The organism is Marinospirillum alkaliphilum DSM 21637 (assembly GCF_900119735.1).
GTDB classification, from domain to species: Bacteria; Pseudomonadota; Gammaproteobacteria; order Pseudomonadales; family Halomonadaceae; genus Marinospirillum; species Marinospirillum alkaliphilum.
Window position 1 is genome coordinate 34505 of sequence record NZ_FPJW01000012.1, and the last position, 21709, is coordinate 56213.

Below are 21709 nucleotides of genomic sequence, written 5' to 3' on the forward strand. Positions count from 1 at the left end.
ATGCCGGTCAGGTCGGCTGACCTGACCGGCAGTTCAGGCGGATCAACCGCGACGACGAACCAGTTGGTAACGACGGCTCAGGTATTCAACTGGTGCACTCCAGATATGAACCAGACGGGTGAAGGGGAAGATCACAAAAATGGTCATCCCCAGGAAAATGTGGGCGCGGTAAATGGCATCCACACCTTCCATGTACACTGCCGGGTTACCCTGCAGGGTGACCACTGACTGCGCCCACTTGGACAACTGCTGCATCATGGCGCCATCCAGGTGGCTCATGCTGGGAATCAGCGTGAGCATGCCCAGAGTGACCTGCACAAACAGGATGGCAATCACCAGGGTGTCCCCGGTTGTGCCACTGGCTCTGACACGCGGATCCGTCAGGCGGCGTTTCAGCAGCAGCAGTGAACCTATCCAGCAGAGGGTGCCGGCAAAACCGCCCACCACTATGGCAATCAGCTGTTTGGTGCCCGCTGACATGAAGGGCTCATAAAGCCAGGAGGGTGTCAGCAACCCCACCAGGTGGCCAAAGAAGATCAGCAGGATGCCGATGTGGAACAGGTTGCTGGCCAGACTCATGCCGGATTTGCGCAACATCTGGCTGGAACCTGCTTTCCAGGTGTACTGGCCATGATCGTAGCGAATCCAGCTGCCGATGATGAACACCGCCAGAGCCAGGTAGGGATAAACGCCGAACAGCAAAGTATCCAGGTAATTCATGATTTCTCTCCTCGCCCTCAGGCGCCGTAGGTGCCGGTTCTGGCCGGTGCAGGGTCCTGCAGATGCAGGGTCTGAACCTTGCCGAGTTCGTCACGACGCTGGCGGACAATGTTGCTCTGACCACAGGCCTGGGTGCTCTGGTCATCGATGAATTTCACCATTTCCTCCTCCCAGACCTGATCCAGGGCTTCCGGCGTGTGATCCGGTTGCTCGGCAGCGACTTTTTCGGCCAGTTCCCGGCGGTCAACATCGGCTGCACAGATGGTCAGCAGGCTGTCGAACAACAGGTGGTAGTCACTGTCACGCTGCTTCAGGCGCTCGGACAGCAGGGCCAGAATATGGTTGACAGATTCCAGCCATTGCCGGGCTTCAGCCGCTTCGCGGGTGGACAGGAACTCCAGGAACAGTGGCAGGTGATCCGGCAGTTCACGGGCATTCAGCAACAGTCCGGCCTGTTCGTATTCCGCCAGCAGGTCGACCATGGCCTGACCACGATCCCTGGATTCACCGTGTACATGCTCGAACAGCAGCAGGGACAACGCCCTGCCGCGGTCAAACAGGCCCACATAGTTTTCCTGCACATCCAGCAGATTGGCAGTGCACAGGTACTCGGTGAAGGCAACCAACTGAGCGCGCTGGTCTTTTGACAGGTTGCGCTCTTCACGGATCAGCGTGATCAGTTCCTGCCGGAAGTCCCGCAGTTCCGCGGTGGGATAATCCAGCAGCCTTGCAAGAACAGTCAGAATTTTCATGCTTTTCTCCTCAATCACGCAGTGAGGCAGGGTCCACCTGCTGAACGGCACCCAGCTTCTGCACCATGGTGGTGGTCTGCTTCTTGCCGCCGAACAGGCTGAACTTGCTGTCGCCGTGGCAACCGTCACCGAAGCTGAAGCCGCAGCCATTGCGTTCCGGGAAGGCTTCTCTGGCCAGTTCGCGGTGGCTGGTCGGAATCACAAAGCGGTCTTCGTAGTTGGCAATTGCCAGGTAGCGGTACATGGCGTCCGCCTGGGATTTGCTCAGTCCGACCTGCTCCAGTGCCCGCAGGTTTTCCACACCATCCACCTGCTCAGCGCGCTTGTATTCACGCATTGCCAGCATCCGTTTCAAGGCCAGCAGTACCGGCTTTTCATCACCGGCAGTCAGCATGTTGGCCAGGTAACGCACTGGAATGCGCAGGCTGTCCACATCCGGCAATACACCGGAGTGACCGATCTGACCGGCATCAGCTGCAGACTGAATCGGTGACAAGGGGGGTACGTACCAGACCATTGGCAGGGTGCGGTATTCCGGGTGCAGTGGCAGTGCCAGCTTCCAGTCCATCGCCAGCTTCCAGACTGGGGAGGCCTGTGCAGCTTTCAGCACGTTGTCAGTGATGCCATCCTTTCTGGCCTGAGCAATCACTGCCGGATCAAAGGGATCCAGGAAGATGCTGAGCTGTTCTTCATACAGGTCACCCACTGCCGGAGTGCTGGCCACTTCTTCGATGCGGTCTGCGTCATACAGCAGTACACCGAGATAGCGGATGCGGCCCACACAGGTTTCCGAGCAGACGGTGGGCATGCCGGATTCAATGCGTGGATAACAGAAGATGCACTTCTCGGACTTGCCGGTTTTCCAGTTGTAGTAGATCTTCTTGTAGGGGCAGCCGCTGACACACATGCGCCAGCCACGGCATTTTTCCTGGTCAATCAGGACAATGCCGTCTTCTTCCCGCTTGTAAATGGCACCACTGGGGCAGGACGCCACACAAGCCGGATTCAGGCAGTGCTCACACAGGCGCGGCAGGTACATCATGAAGGTGTTTTCAAACTGACCGTAGATGTCTGCCTGGATCTGGTCGAAGTTGGCATCCTTGCGGCGCCTGGAAAACTCGGTGCCGAGGATCTCTTCCCAGTTGGGGCCCCATTCGATCTTGTTCATCCGTTCACCGCTGATCAACGAGCGCGGACGAGCCACCGGCTGGTGTTTGCTCTCCGGCGCGTTGTGCAGGTGCTGGTAGTCAAAATCAAAGGGTTCGTAGTAGTCATCAATTTCCGGCAGGTCCGGATTGGCAAAGATGTTTGCCAATACCCGGAACTTGCCACCGATGCGGGGCTCGATCTTGCCGTCACGACGGCGCACCCAGCCACCCTTCCACTTGTCCTGGTTTTCCCATTCCTTGGGATAACCAATGCCTGGCTTGGTTTCAACGTTGTTGAACCAGGCATACTCCATGCCTTCACGACTGGTCCACACATTTTTACAGGTGATGGAGCAGGTGTGGCAGCCGATGCATTTGTCGAGGTTCAGAACCATGCCGACCTGAGAACGAATTTTCATTTTGCGGCCTCCTGCTGATAGTCGTTGCCTTCACCGTCCAGCCAGTCGATGCGCTTCATCTTGCGCACGATGACAAATTCATCACGGTTGGAACCGACTGTGCCGTAGTAGTTGAAACCGTAAGCCTGATGCGCGTAACCACCGATCATGTGCGTGGGTTTGGGACAGGCACGGGTGACCGAGTTGTGAATGCCGCCACGGGTACCGGTGACTTCCGAACCGGGCACGTTCACGATGCGCTCCTGGGCGTGGTACATCATCACCATGCCGGGCATCACGCGCTGACTGACCACCGCACGGGCAGCAATGGCCCCGTTGGTGTTGAACAGCTCAATCCAGTCGTTGTCGCGGATGCCAAGATCACGAGCATCATCCTCACTCATCCAGACAATCGGGCCGCCACGAGACAGGGTCAGCATCAGCAGGTTGTCGCTGTAGGTGCTGTGAATGCCCCATTTCTGGTGTGGCGTGATCCAGTTGAGTGCTTTTTCCGGATTGCCGTTGGTTTTCTTGCCCAGCATCGGTGCCACCGCCTTGGTGTTGATTGGCGGGCGATACACCAGCAGGCTTTCACCGAAAGCGCGCATCCATGGGTGATCCTGGTAGAACTGCTGACGACCGGTCAGGGTGCGCCACGGAATCAGTTCATGCACGTTGGTGTAACCGGCGTTGTAGGACACATGTTCATCTTCCAGACCGGACCAGGTGGGGCTGGAAATGATCTTGCGCGGTTGTGCCACGATGTCGTGGAAGCGGATTTTTTCCTCTTCCTTGGAGCGGGCCAGGTGGGTGTGATCCAGACCGGTGATGTCAGACAGTGCCTGCCAGGCCTTGACGGCAACATGTCCGTTGGTTTCCGGTGCCAGTGTCAGTACCACTTCAGCGGCATCAATGGCGGTTTCGATTTTCGGACGACCGGCATTGCTGCCTTCTTCGTGACGATGGTTCAGGCGACCCAGCAGTTCCACTTCTGTGTCTGTGTTCCAGCTGATGCCCTTGCCGCCATTGCCCAATTTTTCCAGTGCCGGGCCCAGCGAGGTGAAGCGGGCGTAGGTTTCCGGGTAGTTGCGTTCAACCGGAATCAGTGCCGGTGCGGTTTTGCCTGGAATCAGGTCACACTCACCTTTTTTCCAGTCTTTCACATCCAGCGGTTGGCCCAGCTCTGCCGGTGCATCATGTTGCAATGGCAGGGTCACCAGGTCGGTTTCCACCCCCAGGTGGCCTTTACAGACTCTGGAAAACTCCTTCGCAATGCCCTTGTAGATTTCCCAGTCGCTGCGTGCTTCCCAGGCAGGATCAGTGGCAGCCGTCAGCGGGTGGATGAAGGGGTGCATGTCCGAGGTATTCAGGTCATTCTTTTCATACCAGGTGGCCGTTGGCAGCACGATATCCGAGTAGAGGCAGGTGGTGGACATGCGGAAGTCCAGGGTCACCAGCAGGTCCAGCTTGCCTTCCTGCACCTCGTCGTGCCACTTCACTTCTTCCGGCATCGGGCCGCCTTCCTTGCCCAGATCCTTGCCCTGCAGACCATGACGGGTGCCCAACAGGTACTTGAGCATGTACTCGTGACCCTTGCCGGAAGAACCCAGCAGGTTGGAACGCCAGATGAACAGGTTGCGTGGGAAGTTCTCAGGTGAATCCGGATCTTCTGCTGCAAAGGCAATTTCACCGGACTTCAGTGCCTGTACTGTGTATTCCTGTGGTGTCATGCCTGCTGCCGCAGCACGGGTGGCGATGGTCAGCGGGTTGGTGTTCAGCTGGGGTGCTGATGGCAGCCAGCCCATGCGTTCAGAGCGAACGTTGAAGTCAATCAGGCTGCCGGTGTAACGACGCGCATCGGCCAGCGGTGACAGGATTTCACTGACTTCCAGTTTTTCATAACGCCACTGATCGGAGTGGTTGTAGAAGAAGGACGTGGAGTTCATATGGCGTGGCGGACGGGTCCAGTCCAGTGCAAAGGCCAGGGGTTGCCAGCCGGTTTGCGGACGCAGTTTTTCCTGGCCAACATAGTGGGCCCAGCCACCGCCGGACTGACCAACACAGCCACACAGGATCAGCATGTTGATCAGGCCGCGGTAGTTCATGTCCATGTGATACCAGTGGTTCATGCCGGCACCAACAATGATCATTGAACGACCTTTGGTCTTGTGTGCCGTTTCAGCAAACTCACGGGCAATGCGAATCACGGTGTCCTGTGGTACACCGGTGATGGCCTCCTGCCAGGCTGGTGTGTAGGGGGCAATCTGGTTGTGATCGGTGGCACCGTCATCTTCGCCCAGGCCCTGGTTGATGCCGTAGTTGGCAATCATCAGGTCAAACACACTGACCACTCTGGCTTCGCTGCCATCGGCCAGTTTCAGCTTGCGGGCCGGCAGTGCGTGGTGCAGTACATCCTTGACTTTCACCGAGTTGAAGTGCTCGTGTTCGATGCCCCCGAAATAGGGGAAACCGACCTGCACCACTTCGTCGTGAGCCCCTTTCAGGCTCAGGCGCAGTTTCACTTCACGGTGGTCGTCACCGGTTTTCTGATCGATGTTCCACTTGCCCTTCTGACCCCAGCGGAAACCGATGGAACCGTTGGGAGCCACCAGATCATCCGTCAGCTCATCAATGGCCAGGGTTTTCCATTCCGGGTTGTTGCTTTCACCCAGCTGGTCACTCATGTCGCTGGCACGCAGGAAACGACCGGGTACAAAACGGCCATCTTCACGCTCTTCCAGCATCACCAGATAAGGCATGTCGGTGTAACGACGCACGTAATCGGTGAAGTATTCACTGGGGTTGTCGAGGTGGAATTCTTTCAGGATCACATGGCCAAAAGCCATGGCCAGTGCGGCATCGGTGCCCTGCTTGGGGTTCAGCCACTGATCGGAGAGCTTGGCGACCTCGGAGTAGTCCGGGGTAATGGCAACGGTTTTGGTGCCCTTGTAACGCACTTCGGTGAAGAAGTGAGCATCCGGAGTACGGGTCTGAGGTACGTTGGAGCCCCAGGCAATGATGTAATTACTGTTGTACCAGTCAGCAGACTCAGGAACGTCGGTTTGCTCCCCCCAGGTCATCGGAGAGGCTGGCGGCAGGTCACAGTACCAGTCGTAAAAGCTCATGCAGACGCCACCGATCAGCGACAGGTAACGGCTGCCGGCGGCATAGGACACCATCGACATGGCGGGAATCGGTGAGAAGCCGATGATACGGTCCGGCCCGAAGGTTTTGGCCGTGTAGGTGTTGGATGCTGCAATCAGCTCGTTGACTTCATCCCAGCTGGAGCGGATGAACCCACCCATGCCGCGCTGGGTTTTGTAAGTGCTGGTTTTGCTCGGGTCTTCCACAATTGAAGCCCAGGCCTGCACCGGATCATCATGCAGGCTGCGAGCCTTGCGCCACAGCTTCATCAGCTGCTTGCGCATCATCGGGTACTTCAGGCGATTGGCACTGTACATGTACCAGGAATAACTGGCGCCACGTGGGCAGCCCCTGGGTTCATGGTTCGGCAGATCGGTACGGGTGCGCGGGTAGTCGGTCTGCTGGGTTTCCCAGGTGACCAGGCCATTCTTGACGTAGATCTTCCAGCTGCAGGAGCCGGTGCAGTTGACGCCATGGGTGGAGCGAACCACCTTGTCATGTTGCCAGCGCTGGCGATAGCCATCTTCCCAGTCGCGATTGGTTACCTGAGTTTCCCCGTGGCCATTGGCAAAGGGGACGCGTGATTTGCTGAAATAATTCAGTCGATCTATGAAGTGACTCATTGTCGATCTCCCAGACTCCTCGAATAGGTGGACGTTTCTCTTGCCGTCCTGGTGTCAGGTCGGGACTGCACCTGCCGTTCATCAGTGGAGCGCATCTCAGGCAGGGGCCCGGTACCCGGATGGCGATTCACGAGCTGGATTCTGGAACAATATCAATGCAAATTCTGTCCGGTTACCTCCAGAGACCAGCCTTCTACTCCTTCAGGGGTATTCGGATGACACCGGATGGATGATGCAATACCCTGCAGTAAAACCAGGGATTCAAGAGCTTGTAAAAACCCCATGAACCTGTTCCGAAAGTCACTGATTGCCCGCATTGTTGCCCTGTTGATGGCCATCAGCCTGATGGCGCTGTCCAGTATTACTGTGTCGGTGGTGGTGGCTGAACGCACCCAGGGCGATGCCGCGGCATTAAATGTGGCTGGTTCGCTGCGTATGCAGACCTGGCGTATTGCCAGCACCCTGCAGTCTTATGTGCACAGTTCCGATGAGCTACGCGAGGATGAAAAGCAGCGCTTGCTGCAGATGATCGGTGGTTTTGAGCAGCGGCTGTACAACCCTGAATTGCTGAATGCCATTCCTTTTGCGCGAGGAGACAGCACCCGCCTTCAGCACCAGTGGATCGAACAGATCTGGCGGCGCCAGATGACGCAGGAGTTGAACCTTTATACTGCTGGCCTGGCTGGAGAAGAACGGCTGCCTGGCACCCTGCGGCAGTTGGAGTCACTGGTTAACGATATCGATCAGATGGTGCACTTGCTGGAAAAAAGCACCGAGCACAAGGTGGAGTTGCTGAAGTTCCTGCACATCATCGGCTTGTTAATCACCCTGGTGATTCTGGTGGTGGCCATTGTTGATATCCGTAATCACCTGATCAAACCCCTGCATCAACTGGTGGAGCTGGCAAAACAGGCCACCCGGCATAATTTTTCGGTACGCTCCGGGGTGACTGGCAAGGATGAACTGAGCCAGTTGGGACAGGCTTTTGATCAGATGGCGGAAGAGCTGTCGGTCAGTTACAGCAGCCTGGAGGCTCGGGTCAGGGACAAGACTGCAGAACTGGAGCGCAGCCACAAGGCGCTGGAAATCCTTCATGACACTAGCCGCTCGATCTATGAAGGTGGCGGCGACATGTGCCGTAATGCCTTGCCAATGCTGAAAAAACTCGAAACCCTGTTAAGCATTGGCCCAATTAAACTCTACCTGACCTCTGATGAGATGGCGGCATCGATTCCGGTGCTGGATACCCAGACACCGGATCGTCCCGGTTATTGCCGGAATCTGGAGTGTGATATCTGTATTTCCACTGAGGACCCCGAAGCAACCGGACGTTGCCGTACTCACCAACAGAAAATGCACTTTGCAGTACGAGCCGGAAACCGCAAGCTGGGCAGTATGGAAGTCTGGTACCCCTTCGGCCGCCAGTTGAGTGAAAGAGGACGGCGACTGCTGGAGACCCTGGCCGATCAATTGGCGACAGCGGTTTACCTGCAGAATCGTATGGCTGAGCTGCAGCAGGTTTCGCTGCTGGAAGAGCGCACGGTGATTGCCCGTGAACTGCATGATTCACTGGCGCAGTCACTTTCTTACCTGAAAATTCAGGTGGCCAGATTGCAAAAGCTGCATGAGAGTGAGGGTGTTTCAGAAGCGGAACAGGTGGTGGTGGATGAACTGCGCACCGGCCTGAACAGTGCCTATCGTCAATTACGGGAGTTGCTGACCACCTTCCGCCTGAAACTGGACAAACCCGGTTTGCACCAGGCCATCTTGCAGACCATTGATGAGTTTTCTGCCAAGGCCGGGTTTCACATTGAGCTGGATTACAACCTGCCGATGCACCTGTTGAATCCGAATGAAGAAATCCATGTACTGCAGATCATCCGTGAAGCCCTGGCCAACACCTTCAAGCATGCACAGGCCAGTGAGGTGCAGGTACTGATTGATTATGCTGCCGGTCAGGTGAGCGTGCGGGTACGGGACAATGGTGTTGGTCTGAAGGATGGCCGAGTACCCGATCAACACTATGGCATGGTGATCATGCGGGATCGCAGCCTGACACTCGGCGGTAGCCTGCAGGTGGCGAATCACACCGCTGGTGGTGTTGAAGTGTGGTTGGATTTTATACCAAGCGCAGCGTCCGGTGGGCAAGCCAGCGGGCAGCAGCATGTAATGTCTGAACCTGTTGCAGTCAACAAGGAAAGCCAATGATGGATAATAAAAAGAAGTCAGACTTGTTTGATGAAAAAGCGCCTGCCAGTGTACTGTTGATTGATGACCACCCGCTGTTGCGCCGTGGCATCATCCAGTTGCTGGAGATGGAGCCTGATCTGGTGCTGGCCGGAGAGGCCAGCAATGCCCTTGATGGGGTGCAGTTGGCCGTTGAGCTGGACCCGGATCTGATCCTGCTGGATCTGAACATGCCGGATATCAACGGCATTGAAACCCTCAAACTCTTGCGAGCAGAAAAGATCAGTTCCCGTATTGTGATCTTTACCGTGTCGGACCATGAAGAGGATGTGGTGGCAGCTATCAAGGCCGGTGCGGATGGTTACCTGCTGAAGGATATGGAGCCGGAAGATCTGGTGAGCCAATTGCGCCAGGCTGCATTGGGACGCATGGCAATCAGCGAAAAACTCACGTCACTGCTGGCTGAAGCGCTGCGTAATCAACGCAGCAAACCGGCCGGGCCGGATATCAGCAGTCTTACCGCCAGGGAAATGCAGATCCTGCGACAGGTTGCTGAAGGTCTGTCCAACAAGATGGTGGCCAGGCGTCTGGATATCAGTGAAGGAACGGTGAAAGTCCACGTCAAAAACCTGCTGAAAAAACTCAACCTGCGATCCCGCGTGGAAGTGGCTGTCTGGGCCGTGCAGGAGGGTATCACCCAGCGTCAGTGAATGATCATGATCAGTCATAAAAAAACCCGGCCTTGACCGGGTTTTTTTATGGCTGAAGGTAGGGTTATTTGTGTATACCCACAAATAACATCAGCCTTAAAGCATGCATCAACCCGCTTACCTCCACCCAATTTTAAATCCTTTTAAAACAATATTATGCGATGTTCTTTTGACTACTCCGGAAGGAGTAGATGGGGTGTTGTCATTGATTTTTGACCGTCTTGCGCGTGTGTTTTTCCAGCGTATCTTCAGTGCAACGCACAAATAAAACGCCCGGGTTGTGCGTTCTGAAACCGCAATTTCACAGGTAGCAGAAGCCAACAGGAAACTACCATGGCCAGATCAAATCAAGACATCCATGATTGGGATGTCGAAAATGAGTCTTACTGGAAGTCCAAGGGTCGGTCTATAGCTTATCGCAATCTCTGGATTTCAATCCCCAACCTGCTGTGCGGTTTTGCCGTATGGCTGATGTGGGGCATCATCACGGTTCAGATGTTGAACCTGGGCTTTCCTTTTGAACCAGGACAGCTGTTCACTCTGACTGCCATTGCAGGTCTTACCGGGGCGACCCTGCGTATTCCTGCTTCGTTCATGATCCGCATCGCAGGCGGACGCAATACCATCTTCCTGACCACCGCCATGCTGATGATTCCAGCTTTTGGTGCCGGTATGGCATTGCAAAATCCGGATACACCGCTGTTGACCTTCCAGATACTGGCGTTCTTGTCTGGCATCGGCGGTGGTAACTTTGCGGCCTCGATGAGTAACATCAGCACCTTTTTCCCGAAAAAGGAGCAGGGGTTGGCGTTAGGCCTGAATGCCGGTCTTGGCAACTTTGGTGTCACCACCATGCAGATTCTGATCCCGGCAGTGATGACTGTGGGTGTCTTTGGTCTGCTGGCGGGTGATCCGATGACCCTGGTGCGCGACAGCGGCACCCTGATCGGGCGCATTGAGGCGGGTACCGAGACCTGGATTCAGAATGCCGGGTTCATCTGGGTCGCCATTTTGCTGCCACTGGTGATTGCCGCCTGGTTTGGCATGAATAACCTGCGTAGCATCACGCCAGACCCAGGCAATCCTCTGGCAGCTTTTGGTCGTATCACTGGCCTGTACATCATCGGTTTTATCACTGCCGGTGTGGGTCTTTACCTCTATCTGCCGGCTCCGACCGGTCTGGGTATTCTGAACCCCTGGCTGGCGATGCTGCTGATCATGGTGGCAACCCTGGTGTTGATGCGCATGGTGCCCGGCAAGATCGGTGAAAACTCCAAGCGTCAGTTTGCCATCTTCAAGGATAAACACACCTGGTCCATGTCGATCCTGTACATCCTGACCTTCGGTTCGTTCATCGGCTTTTCCATGGCCTTGCCACTGTCCATCACCGTTATCTTCGGCTCCAGCACCATTGAAGTGGATGGTGTGATGCAGCGGGTGAGCAACCCCAATGCACCCTCTGCTCTGACCTATGCCTGGATTGGCCCGTTTGTGGGTGCACTGATTCGCCCGCTGGGTGGCTGGGTGTCTGACAAGCTGGGTGGCTCGATTGTGACCCAGGTGATTGCCGGTGTGATGGTGATTGCTTCGGCTGCGGTGGGTTACATCATGATGCTGGCTTACCAGTCAGCCACACCTGAGCAGTACTTCTTCTACTTCATTGTGCTGTTTGTGGTCATCTTTGCGGCCACCGGCATTGGCAACGGCTCCACCTTCCGCACCATTGGTGTGATCTACAACCAGGAGCAGGCCGGACCGGTGCTGGGCTGGACTTCTGCAGTGGCTGCTTACGGTTCTTTTGTAGCACCGATGGTGATTGGTGATCAGATCCGTGGTGGTACACCGGAAATGGCCATGTACGGTTTTGCGGTCTTCTACGCCCTGTGCATGGTGCTGAACTGGTGGTTCTACCTGCGCAAAGGCGCTTATGTAAAAAACCCCTGAGTTGTTTGCAACCGGTTTTCCTGCGGGAAAACCGGTATTCCCACCTGTCCCGAGGGCAAGAACATGAAAATCATGGTTGCTTATGACGGTTCACGTAATGCCAAGCTGGCGCTGGCCCAGACGCTCACTATGTTCCACTGCATGAGTCCAAAAATCATGCTGGTGGGTGTGGCCGAAAACCCCCGCGACTCCTCTGATGCCAATGAAGACCTGTTTCAGGAGGAGTATGAGGAGCTCAAGCAGGCCCTGCACGAAGGGCTGGATTTTGTCACTCAGGAGAAGTTGTCCGGTGAGGTGCTGCTGGCTGAGGGTGACCCGCGCAAGATGATTCTGCGGGCAACTCAGAAACATAACCCCAATCTGCTGGTGATTGCACGTCATAGCCATCAGCCGGATGGCGGCTTTATCTCGCGATCACTGAATTATTTTGTGGATGAACTGGATTACATGACCTTCGGCAGTGTCAGCTCGTTTCTGGCTCGTCGAGTGGAAGTGCCGGTGCTGATTTATCCCAGCTGATTGCGTTTTCCTGAATGAAGGCCAGAGGATAGCCCCATGAAAGTCGCTGACATTTTCAAATTCAAGAGTCCCGATATCAAGGCGCTCCACCTGACGTGGATCGCCTTTTTTATCACTTTTTACGTCTGGTTCAACATGGCACCGCTGGCATCCAGCATGCTGCGCAGTGTGGACTGGTTGACCGCAGATGACATCCGATTATTTGCCATCTGTAACGTGGCCCTGACCATCCCGGCGCGTATCCTGGTGGGCATGGCACTGGATCGTTTTGGTCCTCGGCGGGTGTTTTCCATTCTGATGGTGGTGATGGCCATTCCGGCACTGATGTTTGCCTTTGGTACCACCATGATGCAGCTGTTGATTTCACGCCTGGTGCTGAGCTCCATTGGTGCCAGTTTTGTGGTTGGTATTCACATGACTGCCCTGTGGTTTAAACCCAAGGATATCGGTTTTGCCGAGGGTTTTTATGCTGGTTGGGGTAACTTCGGCTCCGCTGCAGCGGCCATGACCCTGCCGACCATTGCGCTGGTTTGGTACGGTGGTGATGACGGTTGGCGCTGGGCGATTGCCCAGAGTGCCATCGTGATGGCTGGTTATGGTGTGTTTTACTGGTTTGCCATCACTGATGGCCCGGATGTAAAAGCGCACCGCAAGCCTCGTAAAGCCGCTGCCATGGAGGTCAGTAGCTGGGGTGATATGGTCAAACTGATTCTGTGGACCATTCCTTTGGTTGGGGTACTGGCCATTCTGGTATGGCGCATTCAGATGATGGGTTATATCACCACCACCGGTGCCATCATTGCTTATGCAGTCATTGCTGCGGTGGTGATTTACCAGATTGTCCAGATTCTGCGGGTCAACGTGCCGATCCTGAAAAAGGGTGTACCAGAAGATGACAAGTACAACTTCAACAGTGTGGCGGCACTGAATTCGACCTATTTTGCCAACTTCGGTGCCGAGCTGGCGGTGGTCTCCATGCTGCCAATGTTCTTTGAAGAAACCTGGGGACTCAGTGCTGCTGCGGCCGGTTTGATTGCCGCATCCTTTGCCTTTGTGAATCTGGTGGCTCGCCCGATGGGTGGCATGGTGTCGGATCGCATGGGTAATCGGCGGTTTGTGATGCTCTGCTATATGTTTGGCATCGGGGTCGGTTTCATACTCATGGGTATGCTCAACGCTTCCTGGCCGCTGATCATCGCCATTGCCGTGACCATCTTCTGCTCGATTTTTGTACAGGGTGCAGAGGGTGCCACCTTCGGCATCATTCCGTCGATCAAACGCCGCATCACCGGGCAGATCTCGGGTATGGCCGGTGCTTATGGCAATGTGGGAGCAGTGGTTTATCTGACCATCTTCACCTTTGTCACACCAACCCAGTTCTTCTACATCATTGCAACCGGTGCTTTCATCAGTTGGCTGATCTGCCTGCTGTGGCTGAAAGAACCTGAAAATGCCTTTGATGATGAGTATTACATTTCATCTGTGGATCGCATGCTGGCAGAAGAGGAAGCACAGCAGCAGCCCACGCCCCGCTAACCAAGGTTGGCCTTAAGCGTAAAGAAGTGGCGTCCTGTGGTTGTTATGGCAACTGCATGGCGCACTTCTGATGGATGCCTTCTGGCTGCTGAAACCAGATCAACAACAGGTTGACCGGCTCATGGCACTGGCTCTGCTGTTTCTTTTTCCTTTGCTGGGTGCTTTGTTACCCGTCTTTTTTGCTTCCCGCCCGGTCGGATTGCTGGCTGTGATTGCCCTGTTGCCTGCGCTGGCCAGCTTTCTGCTGGTGGTGTTGCAGCTGCCCCTGGTGCTGGCCGGTGAGACACTGATTCATCACTGGCAGTGGGTGCCCAGCCTGGGGCTGACTTTCAGTCTGCGACTGGATGCACTGGGTGGCATTTTTGCCCTGCTGATCAGTGGTATTGGCAGTCTGATCATCCTGTTTGCGCGCCATTATTTTGCCGGTAAAGAAAATGCCGGGCGGTTTTATGTCCTGATGCTGTTGTTTATGGCTGCCATGCTGGGGCTGGTGACCTCGGAAAACCTGTTGGTGCTGTTGGTGTTCTGGGAAATGACCAGCCTGATTTCGTTTCTGCTGGTGGCCTTCAGTTGGCAAAAAAGTGCTGCCCGTCGTGGTGCACGCATGACGCTGGTGATCACTGCCGGTGGCGGGCTGGCGCTGTTGGCCGGGCTGGTGTTGCTGGGGCAGGTGGCTGGTTCTCTGGAATTGAGTCAGGTGCTGGCCAGTGGTGAGGCCATCAAAGCCAGCGCATATTATGAGTGGATACTGGTGTTGATTCTGCTGGGTGCTTTTGCCAAGTCCGCGCAGTTTCCCTTTCATCTGTGGCTGCCTCATGCCATGGCAGCCCCCACACCGGTTTCAGCGTATCTTCATTCAGCAACCCTGGTGAAGGCCGGGATCTTTCTGTTGATGCGACTGCATCCTGCACTGGCTGAAACCCATGCCTGGTTCACACTGGTGACCCTGGTTGGCATGAGTACCCTGATGCTGGGTGCTTTTGTGGCCATGTTCATGCATGACATGAAAGGCCTGCTGGCTTATTCCACCCTTTCACACCTGGGGTTGATCACCTTGCTGCTGGGGCTGGGCAGCCCGCTGGCTTTGGGCATTGCACTGTTTCACCTGATTGGTCATGCCCTGTTCAAGGCACCGCTGTTCATGATGGCCGGTTATGTGGATCTGGCCACAGGAACCCGTGATCTTCGAAAAATCAATGGTTTGTGGCGCTATTATCCGGGGCTGATGGTGCTGACCGCCATTTCTGCTGCTGCCATGGCGGGCCTGCCGTTATTGAGCGGTTATTTCAGCAAGAAAATGCTGTTTGCGGCCAGCCTGACGGTTGATCAGCCTTTCTGGGCAGTGAGTGTGCTGCCGCTGTGGGTGACCCTGGCCGGTGGTTTGTCAGTGGCCTATTCCGCTCGGATTTTCCACAACGTGTTTTTTAATGGTCAGCCGCAGGATTTGCCCAAAGGAATACCCCAGCCGTTGCGTCGCTGGGCCTTGTTGCCGCTGTTGCCGCTGGTGGTGCTGACGTTGGTGATCGGTTGGCATCCGGTGGGACTGTTTGATTTCTGGGTGGTGCCAGTGACCCTGGCTGCAACCGGCCAGCTGTTGCCCAGTTATGACTTTGCTGCGCTGGACAGTGGCTGGCCCTTCTGGATGAGTCTGCTGGCGCTGATCGGTGGCATTGCCTTTTATGCTGCACGCAATCCGCTGTTTGCACTGCATGCCCGTTTGCCGGAAGTGGATGCCAAGGAGATTTTTGAAACCCTGATGCGGCAGGTGATTCTGTTCACCCGCTGGCTGGTGCATCAGCTGGAAAATGGTTCTTTGCAGCGTTATCTGGCCCTGTTGTTCACCACTTTGCTGGTGTTGCTGTTCTGGGCGCTGCAGGGAATGGTGGTCGGGCCTCTCCCCTTGTCACCGGTTGATCCGGCCTTTGCCATCGGTGCGCTGGTGCTGGCGGTTGCTGCCATCGGGGTGGTGATGATTCAGCGCAAGCGTCTGCTGGCCTTGCTGTTGCTGGGGGTGGTGGGATTGATCATCACGCTGTTTTTTGCCCGTTTTTCAGCACCGGATCTGGCGCTGACACAGTTGTCGGTGGAGGTGATGGCGGTGGTGATCATGATGCTGGCCTTGTCATTTTTACCCCAGCGATCACCGCATGAAAGCAGCAAGGCTCGCAGAGGGCGGGATCTGTTCCTGGCGGGCGGAGTCGGTGCTGCGTTTGCAACCCTGGCTTATGGATTGCTGACACGACCCCTGGATTCAATTTCCGGTTTTTTTCTGGAGCAGAGTGTGCCCGGTGGTGGTGGCACCAATGTGGTGAATGTGATTCTGGTGGATTTTCGTGGTTTTGACACTCTGGGTGAAATCACCGTGCTGGCCATTGCTGCGGTGGCGGTGTTTGCCTTCACTCAGGATCTGCAGCTCAAGTCACGGGTGTCTGAAGGCTGGGATGCGCAGGGTTTTGCCGAGGCTCACCCCTTGTTGTTAAGGGTCACGGCCGGTCTGGTGTTGCCGATTGCACTGATGGTGTCGGCTTATATCTTCCTGCGTGGCCACAACATGCCGGGTGGCGGCTTTATTGCCGGATTGGTGACTGCGGTGGCGCTGACACTGCAATACATGGCGGGTGGTCTGGTATGGGCCCAGCAACGCATGCGTACGCAGTTCCGTCCGTTGATCGGTGCCGGAATTCTGCTGGCAACCCTGACAGGACTGGGGAGTCTGGTGTTTGGTTATCCCTTCCTGACCTCAACCTTTGGGCACTTTGATCTGCTGCTGTTGGGTGAAGTCGAGCTGGCCAGTGTGCTGGTGTTTGATCTGGGGGTTTATGCCGTGGTGGTTGGTTCCACCCTGTTGATACTGGCCAACCTGGGGCGCCTGATGACGGTGGCTGGTCCCGGCAAGGAGGTGGGTTGATGGAGCTGATTCTGGCAGTGGTGCTGGGCATACTGACCGCTTCAGGTGTTTATCTGCTGCTGCGGGGACGAACCTTCAGTGTGATTCTGGGCCTGACACTGCTTTCTCATGCAGTGAATGTGTTTCTGTTTGCCATGGGGCGATTAAAAACCGGATCACCGGCACTGATCGGGGTGGTGGATGATTATGCAGATCCCTTGCCACAGGCACTGGTGTTGACTGCCATCGTGATCGGTTTTGCGATGACTGCCTTTACGGTGGTGCTGGCATTAAAAGCGGCAGTGGAGTTGCGCAGCGACCATGTGGATGGCGAAGCACCCAATGAGGACCGCTTATGAGCCACCTGTTGCTGATGCCGGTTTTATTACCGCTGCTGGCCGGTGCCTTGTTGCTGCTCTGGCCGGGTCTCGGGTTGGCGCTGCAGCGAGTGATCGGCGTGATCGCCAGTCTTTCACTGGTGGTGGTTGGGCTGCAATTGCTGGCACTGGCTGCATCCGGTGATTATCACCTGTATGCCCTCGGCAACTGGGCACCACCTTTTGGCATTGTGCTGGTGCTGGATCGTTTAAGTGCTCTGATGCTGGTGTTAACCGCTGTGCTGGCGGCATTTTGTCTGTTGTATGCCTGTCAGGGCACGGATCGCCTCGGCATGAATTTTCATGCACTGTTTCAATTCCAGTTGCTGGGTGTGAATGGTGCCCTGTTAACCGGGGATCTGTTCAACCTGTTTGTGTTTTTTGAAATCCTGCTGCTGGCCTCTTATGCCTTGCTGTTGCATGGCGGCAGCCGTGCCCGCAGTCGGGCGGGTTTGCATTATGTGATCATCAACCTGGTGGGTTCGGCGGTGTTTGTGCTGGCACTGGCCACCCTTTATGGTGTCGCCGGAACCCTGAATATGGCGGATCTGGCGCTGAAGGTTGCTGCTGCGCCGGTGAGTGATCGCCCGCTTTATCTGGCTGCCGGAGTGTTGTTGCTGGTGGTGTTTGGCATCAAGGCGGCGATCCTGCCGCTGCTCTTCTGGTTGCCAAGGGCTTACACCGCAGCCAGTGCACCGGTTGCTGCACTGTTTGCAATCATGACCAAGGTGGGGATTTACGCCATTCTGCGGGTGTTCTGGCTGGTGTTTGGCACGGGTGATGATCCCCTTCAGGTTGAGTTGCTCGCCTGGGTCTGGCCTCTGGCATTGGCCACCCTGTTGCTGGGTGGGCTGGGTGCGCTGGGTTCACTCAGCCTGAGAACCCTGACCGCTTATCTGGTGATTCTTTCTGTCGGCATTCTGCTGGCCACCCTGACCCTGGCCAGTCCACAGGCGTTGGCTGCAGCGCTGTTTTATCTGGTGCATTCCACCCTGATGACCGCAGTGTTCTTTTTAATGGCTGATCTGATCGGGCGGCAAAGGGATCAGGGGTATGATCGCTTTCATGTGCAGGCGGGCATGAATAACCGCTGGTTGATGGCGGGACTGTTTTTTGTGGCCGCCATCAGCATGGCCGGGTTGCCTCCTTTCAGTGGTTTTATCAGCAAGGTCTGGATACTCCATTCGGTATACAGTCTGGAACAGGGGTTCTGGCTGTGGGCAGTGATCCTGTTTGCCGGCCTGCTGGTGCTGGTGGCCCTGAGTCGTGGCGGATCGGCCTGGTTCTGGAGTTCTCCGGCCTGTGAAAAACAACGGCCACTGAACCCGGTGGAATTGTTGCTGGTGGTGGTGTTACTGAGTGCCAGTGGTCTTTTATCCCTGAATGCGGAGCCGGTGATGGGGTGGATGTTGCTGACTGCCGAGCAGTTGATGGAACCGGGAGCTTATCTGCAAGCGCATCCGAAGGTGGCCGAGCTGCTGCCAGGTGGGGTGTGGAAATGATGCGCTGGCGTTTCTGGCTGCCTCGTCCGCTGCTGTCGGTTTTTCTGGTGGTGTTGTGGCTGTTTCTGATGAACACCCTGAGTGTTGCTCATCTGCTGTTGGGTGGCTTGCTGGGCTGGGTGATTCCACTGGTGGCAGATCCATTCATGCCACGCCAGCCGGAGGTGCACCGTCCCGGTTTGATGCTGCGTTATCTGCTGGTGTTTCTGGGGGATCTGCTGACTTCCAACTGGGTGGTGGCACGACTGTTGATGGGGCCGGTTGAGCGCATGTCCCCTGGTTTCATTGATTATCCGGTTGAGCTGAACAATGACTATGCCATCACGTTGCTGGCCAGCACCATCTCTCTGACACCAGGCACTGTGTCGGCTCATTATGATGCACAGCGTCAGGTGTTGATGATTCATGTGCTGCACCTGGAAGATGAGCAGGCGCTGGTACAACAGATCAAGCAGCGTTATGAGCAACCGCTGAAGGAGATCTTTCAATGTTGAGCTGGGTGGTTCCACTGGCAATGGGCATTTTTGCCCTGGCTCTGTTGCTGAATCTTTATCGACTGGTGAAGGGGCCTGATATTGTAGATAGGGTGCTGGCGCTGGACACCATGATGATCAACTCCATTGCCCTGCTGGTGCTGACGGACATACATCTGGGGCTGGGTGTCCTGTTTGAAGTGGCAATGCTGATTGCCTTGATGGGTTTTGTCAGTACCCTGGCGTTAAGCAAATACCTGCTGCGGGGAGATGTGATCGAATGATGTGGCTACTGGAAGGTTTGATTGCCCTGTTATTGCTGCTGGGTGCGCTGGTGGCGTTGCTGGGCTCCTGGGGGCTGGCCAGGTTGCCGGATTTTTTCATGCGGTTGCATGGGCCGACCAAGGCCAGCACCCTGGGTGTGGGGGCAACCTTGCTGGGTTCACTGATCTATTTCAGCAGCACCCAACCGGGCATTTCCGTACAGGAGGCGCTGATTACCCTGTTCCTGTTTGTCACTGCCCCGATCAGTGCTCATCTGCTGGCGCGAGTGGCGTTGCATCGTGGCCTCGGAGCAACAGCAGGTAAACCGGTCACTGAGCAACAGGCATCCACCATCAACAACAGAGAACAACAGCATGACAACACCTGAATTGAATCAGGAGCAGGCTCTGCACCCTCTGCTGCGACAGGCGTTTCGTCCGCTGTTTCTGCTGGGTGCCCTGTTCAGTCTGCTGGCCATGTTGTTATGGGGATTGTTGTTAACGGGCCGGGTGATGTTTGAGCCTTATGGTGGCCTGATGTTCTGGCATCAGCATGAGATGCTGTTCGGCTTTGTGGCAGCCATCATTGTCGGTTTTCTGCTGACTGCAGTACAGAACTGGACCGGCGTCAGGGCCACACATGGCCGTCTGCTGCTGTGGCTTACTGTGATCTGGCTGGCCGGTCGGGTGCTGATGTTCTGGAATCCCGGTGTACCGGGCTGGCTGGCGGCTGGTGTGGATCTGGTTTTTTTACCGGTGGCAGCACTGCTGTTCGGGTTGATTCTGGTGCAGGCCGGGAAATGGCGGAATCTGTTTTTTGTGCCGCTGCTGCTGTTGCTGACGGTCTGTAATCTGCTGATGCATCTTGGTGTGCTCTGGCAGCAACCGGTATTGCAGCAGCAGGGTGCACTGACGGCTGTGTGGCTGATCACCCTGGTGATGGCGATCGTGTCGGGCCGGGTGTTGCCGATGTTCACCGCCAATGGCACCGGCACTCCAAAAGTGGCGGATCATCCCTGGTTGGATCGGTGGTTTCTGGGTGCCCTGTGGTTGATTGTATTCCTGCATCTGACCGGGTTGCAGATCCACGTGCCGGATACCTGGCTGGCACTCTTGTATGGCCTGGCAGCACTGCTGGGTTTCTGGCGGGTCTTGCGGGTGAAAATCTGGGTGACCTGGCGTGTGCCACTGCTCTGGTCTCTGCATCTGGCCTGCTGGTTCATTCCGCTGGGACTGGCACTGTTTGCGGCCGCCGCCGCAGGCCTGCCGGTGCCGCGCTCAACCGCGCTGCATGCGCTGGCAGTGGGTGCCATGGGCTTGATGATTCTGGCGATGATGGCCCGCATTTCCCTTGGGCACACGGGGCGTTTGTTACAAGCAAAACCGGTGATGTCCCTGGCCTTTTTGTTGATCCTGCTGGTGGCAGGTGCAAGAGTGCTGGCTCCCTGGTTGCCGGGTAGCCTGGTGTTCTGGTATCAGTTGGCGGCTGCAGGCTGGGTGCTGGCTTATGCCTGTTATTGCCTGGTGTACTGGCCGGTTTTGACGCGTCCGCGTGCGGATGGTCGTCCCGGTTGATCGCGGAAGCGGCGGATGAACGATTTTGCCCTGCCCGCGCCGATAAGGTTAATCAGATGTTTCCTGATGGGGCTTTCTTGATGGAGTGCTTTTAATGAAGTGCGAGGGTGGATTTTACCCTTCAGGGTTTAATTAACCCTTTCTGGTCGGGGTTGATAATACCCTGATATCTTTTTTTATCTTGATAAACAGTGGTTTATTTTTGGCATGAGGGTTGCTTTGAATCAGGGGATATCTGTTCCTGAGAGGAGAAAACACATGCAACTACTGGATCAACCCCTGGGCAAGCTGGCGACTGAAATCAACGGTGCCACTCGCATTTTCCATCAACACAAGCTGGATTTCTGCTGCGGTGGACAACAGACCCTGGCTGATGCCCTGGCCAAACAGCAACTGGATGCAGCACCGATTCTGCAAGCACTGGAGCAGTTGCAGCAGCAGCCCCCGGCTAAAGACTGGCGAAAAGAGTCTGCCAAAACACTGGTTGAGCATATCCTGCAGCGTTATCACCAACGCCATCGGGAGCAGTTGCCTGAGCTGATTCGTCTGGCGCTGCGGGTTGAGCAGGTGCATGGTCATGCCGAGGAATGCCCGCTGGGGCTGGCTGAGCATCTGCAGAACATGCAGCAGGAACTGGATAGCCACATGCGCAAGGAAGAGCAGATCCTTTTTCCGATGCTGCAACAGGGCATTTATCCTTCCGGCCCGATTCATGTGATGCAGGAAGAACACTTGCAGCATGGTGAAGAACTGGACAAGCTGGACTATCTGACCAATGGCATCACTCTGCCGGAAGGCGCCTGCAACACCTGGACCGCCTTGTATCGCGGCTTGCAGGAGCTGAAAGAAGACCTGATGGAGCACATACTGCTGGAAAACGAGGTGTTGTTTGTGCAGCCTCTGCAGACCAGTGAAACCTGTTGTGGCAGCTGTCAGTGAAGCGGCTGACTT

General features: G+C 55.8%; 17 protein-coding genes. 13 read left to right on the forward strand and 4 right to left on the reverse strand.

The annotated features are described in order from the left end of the window. Positions 1-42: 42 nt before the first annotated feature. From narI to BT114_RS13740, 4 genes are read right to left on the reverse strand one after another with little or no spacing between them, the layout of a single operon-like run. Complete coding sequence (gene narI / locus BT114_RS13725; protein ID WP_072327073.1) at positions 43-720, reverse strand: respiratory nitrate reductase subunit gamma; 678 nt, start codon at positions 718-720, stop codon at positions 43-45. 17 nt (positions 721-737) lie between these two features. After that, positions 738-1472 (reverse strand): nitrate reductase molybdenum cofactor assembly chaperone, encoded by a 735-nt coding sequence (narJ, locus tag BT114_RS13730; RefSeq protein WP_072327074.1) that lies wholly within the window; start codon positions 1470-1472, stop codon positions 738-740. A 10-nt stretch (positions 1473-1482) separates the two neighbouring features. Further along, a complete protein-coding gene (gene narH, locus BT114_RS13735; RefSeq protein WP_072327075.1) occupies positions 1483-3039 on the reverse strand; it encodes a nitrate reductase subunit beta in 1557 nt (518 codons plus the stop codon). Beyond that, on the reverse strand, positions 3036-6785 hold the full coding sequence (locus tag BT114_RS13740) for a nitrate reductase subunit alpha (protein WP_072327076.1): 3750 nt from the start codon (positions 6783-6785) through the stop codon (positions 3036-3038). The genes narH and BT114_RS13740 overlap by 4 nt, the downstream gene beginning before the upstream one ends. A gap of 282 nt (positions 6786-7067) precedes the next feature. Between BT114_RS13740 and BT114_RS13745 the strand changes: the two genes are divergently transcribed. The 13 genes from BT114_RS13745 to ytfE all read left to right on the forward strand — a co-directional run bounded on the left by BT114_RS13745 (position 7068) and on the right by ytfE (position 21697). Beyond that, positions 7068-8993, forward strand: coding sequence for a histidine kinase (locus BT114_RS13745; RefSeq protein ID WP_072327077.1), 1926 nt, complete (start codon positions 7068-7070; stop codon positions 8991-8993). Continuing rightward, positions 8990-9682 (forward strand): two-component system response regulator NarL, encoded by a 693-nt coding sequence (gene narL / locus BT114_RS13750; protein ID WP_342715849.1) that lies wholly within the window; start codon positions 8990-8992, stop codon positions 9680-9682. Before BT114_RS13745 ends, narL begins: the two co-directional genes overlap by 4 nt. A 333-nt stretch (positions 9683-10015) precedes the next feature. Beyond that, the gene (locus tag BT114_RS13755) at positions 10016-11626 is read left to right on the forward strand and encodes an MFS transporter (protein ID WP_072327078.1); all 1611 of its coding nucleotides are present in this window, start codon (positions 10016-10018) and stop codon (positions 11624-11626) included. A gap of 63 nt (positions 11627-11689) precedes the next feature. After that, positions 11690-12145: a universal stress protein gene (locus BT114_RS13760; RefSeq protein WP_072327079.1), complete on the forward strand. Its 456-nt coding sequence runs from the start codon at positions 11690-11692 to the stop codon at positions 12143-12145. A 36-nt stretch (positions 12146-12181) separates the two neighbouring features. Then, positions 12182-13681, forward strand: coding sequence for an MFS transporter (locus BT114_RS13765; protein ID WP_072327080.1), 1500 nt, complete (start codon positions 12182-12184; stop codon positions 13679-13681). Between the two features lie 40 nt (positions 13682-13721). Beyond that, positions 13722-16589: a monovalent cation/H+ antiporter subunit A gene (locus BT114_RS13770; RefSeq protein ID WP_342715850.1), complete on the forward strand. Its 2868-nt coding sequence runs from the start codon at positions 13722-13724 to the stop codon at positions 16587-16589. Next, the gene (locus BT114_RS13775) at positions 16589-16927 is read left to right on the forward strand and encodes a Na+/H+ antiporter subunit C (RefSeq protein WP_072327081.1); all 339 of its coding nucleotides are present in this window, start codon (positions 16589-16591) and stop codon (positions 16925-16927) included. Before BT114_RS13770 ends, BT114_RS13775 begins: the two co-directional genes overlap by 1 nt. Beyond that, positions 16924-18447 (forward strand): monovalent cation/H+ antiporter subunit D, encoded by a 1524-nt coding sequence (locus tag BT114_RS13780; RefSeq protein WP_072327082.1) that lies wholly within the window; start codon positions 16924-16926, stop codon positions 18445-18447. Before BT114_RS13775 ends, BT114_RS13780 begins: the two co-directional genes overlap by 4 nt. Next, complete coding sequence (locus BT114_RS13785; RefSeq protein WP_072327083.1) at positions 18444-18941, forward strand: Na+/H+ antiporter subunit E; 498 nt, start codon at positions 18444-18446, stop codon at positions 18939-18941. Before BT114_RS13780 ends, BT114_RS13785 begins: the two co-directional genes overlap by 4 nt. Further along, entirely contained in the window at positions 18935-19204 is a 270-nt protein-coding gene (locus tag BT114_RS13790; protein ID WP_072327084.1) for a K+/H+ antiporter subunit F, read from the forward strand. Before BT114_RS13785 ends, BT114_RS13790 begins: the two co-directional genes overlap by 7 nt. Further along, complete coding sequence (locus tag BT114_RS13795; RefSeq protein WP_072327085.1) at positions 19201-19572, forward strand: Na+/H+ antiporter subunit G; 372 nt, start codon at positions 19201-19203, stop codon at positions 19570-19572. The genes BT114_RS13790 and BT114_RS13795 overlap by 4 nt, the downstream gene beginning before the upstream one ends. Next, entirely contained in the window at positions 19559-20758 is a 1200-nt protein-coding gene (locus tag BT114_RS13800) for an NnrS family protein (RefSeq protein WP_072327086.1), read from the forward strand. Before BT114_RS13795 ends, BT114_RS13800 begins: the two co-directional genes overlap by 14 nt. Positions 20759-21016: 258 nt before the next feature. Then, positions 21017-21697: an iron-sulfur cluster repair protein YtfE gene (gene ytfE, locus BT114_RS13805; protein WP_072327087.1), complete on the forward strand. Its 681-nt coding sequence runs from the start codon at positions 21017-21019 to the stop codon at positions 21695-21697. The last annotated feature ends 12 nt before the right edge of the window (positions 21698-21709 follow it).